The organism is Massilia sp. 9I (genome assembly GCF_902506415.1).
GTDB lineage: Bacteria > Pseudomonadota > Gammaproteobacteria > Burkholderiales > Burkholderiaceae_D > Telluria.
Window position 1 is genome coordinate 1 of sequence record NZ_LR733276.1, and the last position, 1,193, is coordinate 1,193.

Below are 1,193 nucleotides of genomic sequence, written 5' to 3' on the forward strand. Positions count from 1 at the left end.
GCGCCGCGACGATCACGGGAAGCGTTGACATGACGCGCGGTACGCACAGCGTGGTCGTCCGTGCCGACAACGGGACGCGAGTCGGCCCGAGCACGATCGTCACCGTCGCGCTGTAACCCCGTCGCACCCCCACCCGGACCTGCCCACGCGGAGCGCGACATCTTTTTTGAGAACCCGCGTCATAGCTGCGCCATCACGGCGTCCCAGTCCTGATGGCGCTCCGTCATCGTACGGGTCACAGTTCAGTCACAGGTACCGCGTAAAGCGGATAGTCTGGGCTAGTGTCCACCTGGGGTTCTCTGCTGATTCCCAGGGCAATGACCATGACGACCTTGATCCATCGCCTCTTCGGCGGGGCGCGATGGAAGGTCGATGAGCTGATCGGTGACTCATGCGTAATCCGCACCCCCGTTTGATTGTTGACACGCAGCGGAGGCGATACCGTCTGGGCGCATTGGCTGCGCTCTTCGCGCTGGTCCTCGCGATGCTCACGACGATCGGATCCGGTGTGACGAGCCAGGTGGCCCGCGCAGCGGACGCGGTCTGCCTCCCTGGGAACATCACCGTCAACACGTTCAACGGTGCGCAGTCGGTGTTGAACAGGTACTCGTCGACAGGAACGCTCCAGGCGAGCTCACCACTCGTGCAGTCGTATGGAGACATCGGCTTCTCGAGCGACGGCCTCACTCTCTACGGAATCTCCGGGAGCACGCTGTACACACTTAACCCCAACACGGGGGCAGAAACCGCCTCGGTGAACATCTCCGGCCCGCAGCCGACCACGGGCGTAAACAACGCTCTGAGCTCGCTGCCGGACGGGTCGATGCTGTACGCCTCGGGGGGCAGTCCGACCATCTACCGACTGAACCCGACGACCGGGGTTTCATCGCTGTATCCGGCTTCCCTGCCGACTGGGTACAACTCCGCGGGTGACTTCCTCTCCCTCGCTGACGGTGACATCCTCGCCGTGACGGGCAACCCGAACGGTCAGAACGCGTTGGTGCGTATCCACCCGGATAACACCACGACGGTCGTGGGCACCGTTCCCAATTCGTTCGGTGCGGCCCAGAGTGGTGGCAAGATTTACCTTGCTGGATCCACTGGGAATTTCTACGAGGTGGCCTCGATACCGACCGCTGCGTCGAACGCGACCATCCCGACCAAGACGCTGGCGTCGACGGGTCTCCCGTTCG

Annotated in this window: 1 protein-coding gene; it reads left to right on the top strand. The window is 63.3% G+C overall.

The features are described from left to right. Window positions 1-391: 391 nt before the first annotated feature. A partial coding sequence (locus tag GV068_RS24755; protein WP_159705574.1) for a hypothetical protein occupies window positions 392-1,193 on the top strand: 802 nt, incomplete at its 3' end.